2 protein-coding genes are annotated in these 1,935 nt (G+C 33.5%); one reads left to right on the top strand and one right to left on the bottom strand.

All coding sequences use genetic code 11. From position 1 onward, the window contains the following. Window positions 1-75: 75 nt before the first annotated feature. Window positions 76-858, bottom strand: coding sequence for a TrmB family transcriptional regulator (locus V7183_RS21235; protein ID WP_097899063.1), 783 nt, complete (start codon window positions 856-858; stop codon window positions 76-78). A 183-nt stretch (window positions 859-1,041) separates the two neighbouring features. Between V7183_RS21235 and V7183_RS21230 the strand changes: the two genes are divergently transcribed. Then, the gene (locus V7183_RS21230; RefSeq protein WP_335360745.1) at window positions 1,042-1,812 is read left to right on the top strand and encodes a TSUP family transporter; all 771 of its coding nucleotides are present in this window, start codon (window positions 1,042-1,044) and stop codon (window positions 1,810-1,812) included. Window positions 1,813-1,935: the final 123 nt, after the last annotated feature.

The following is a 1,935-nucleotide window of genomic DNA, read 5'->3' as shown; positions in this document are numbered from 1 at the left end:
TTTGTTAATTGATGTATATATAGAATAAATGGGAGTTTCCCATCAGATACTCCCACACTGCTTCAATTCTTAATCTTATATAGAAAAGAACTTATCTCGTTCTGGTGCAATCCAAGAATCCATATTTTGATCACTGTCCCTCACCAAACGATTCACTAATATATCGTGCCATATATAATTTTCTAACAAATATACATGGACTGGGTCATCCGTATAGAAAGCATTCCCTTTTTGTTCTATTGAATGACCATATATCATTTCTTTTCCATCAATTGATAAGATGAACCATTTATGATCTCCAATATTATCAACATAGCTCGTTTTCCGATGGATTTCTAACCCTTGCAATGAGTTTTCGACTTGAAAAACGATCCCTTTCAAACTGCATTCGTTTTCTTTTGCCTGTAAATCTACTAATAGCTTTTCATACATCGTATCCCAAATTGATAAAATAACCTTTTTTTGAGCTCTTCGAATTAATATTTTGCAAAAAGCTAATATATTTTCTTCCCCTTTTAAGGTAGTTACTCTCGGATCTGCCTCAGGTTCTTTCTTTTCAAATACTTTTAATTCTTTTTCTACGTATGTATATGTCTCTTCCCATTTCTCTCTTACTGTTTCTAAAAACACATCCACAGGTAAAGGCGAATACTGCACTGCTTCATTGATCTCTTCTTTCATTACAATACCTTTTTGCTCAAGAGCATTCAATATTTCATATATACGTGCGCGAGGGACTCCAGAATTTTTGCTAACTTGATAAGCGCTAGAAGCTCCTTGTTGAACTAATGAAACATAAGCCTTTGTTTCATACTGATTTAAGCCAAGCATTTGAATCTTTTGTAATAAATCTTCCATCATAAGCCTCCTAGTTGTTTCATTCCCATTAAAATATTGACAGTAGTTATTACTTTAATAGTAACCATAAAAATAGATGTAGTAAACATGAGAACAAAATGATTAAAATTTTTGTTTACATACAACAAATAAATAGGTACTATCTTAGTAGTGACTATCTTTATTAGGATGGGGGAAATACATATGGAGGACATCAATCTCTATACAATGCTTTTTTTAATTGTGGCAGGTTTTTTAGCTGCATTTATCGATTCTGTAGTGGGTGGTGGTGGATTAATTTCTATACCTACTTTGTTATTCACCGGACTTCCACCCTCAACAGCTATTGCAACAAACAAACTAGCAAGCTCAATGGGGGCACTTATGAGTACCATTTCATTTATTCGGTCTGGAAATGTCAATTTCAAATTAGTCTCTAAGTTATTTCCGTTAACTTTTATCGGCTCTATACTTGGTGCTTTTGTGGTTAAACATATTTCATCTGAAATACTAAAACCGTTAGTACTAGTACTATTAATTGCTGTTGCTATTTACACGATCATGAAAAAAGATTGGGGAAAAGATGCAACATATAGCGGGATGACTGTAAAAAAGAGCATTATCTTTTCTATTGTTATTTTCATTATTGGATTTTATGATGGCTTTTTCGGTGCGGGAACAGGATCGTTTTTGTTATTTACATTTTTGATCATTGGATTTGATTTTGTTCAATCAGCAGGAAATGCAAAGATTTTAAATTTTAGTAGCAACATCGCTGCACTTATCATTTTTCTCTATTTAGATGCTGTCAATTTTGCATATGGACTTCCGATGGGAGTAGCGATGATTCTCGGAGCTCTCGTAGGATCAAATTTCGCTATAAAGAAAGGAGTCTCTTACGTACGAGTTTTATTTATCCTCGTAACGCTGCTTCTCATTGGAAAAAATATTGGGGATTATTTCGGGATTTTCTAATCTAAAATGGAATATATAACCTAAACATGGTAAAATGACCACTGTACATCGAAATACTATATATACATCAATTAAAAAACCGACATAAACCCCCTCTTTTTAGGTGGGAAAGAGCATCTGGCC

Source organism: Bacillus sp. JJ1127 (assembly GCF_036965845.1).
Taxonomy (GTDB): domain Bacteria; phylum Bacillota; class Bacilli; order Bacillales; family Bacillaceae_G; genus Bacillus_A.
This window is presented reverse-complemented; position numbering and strand designations above follow the sequence as displayed.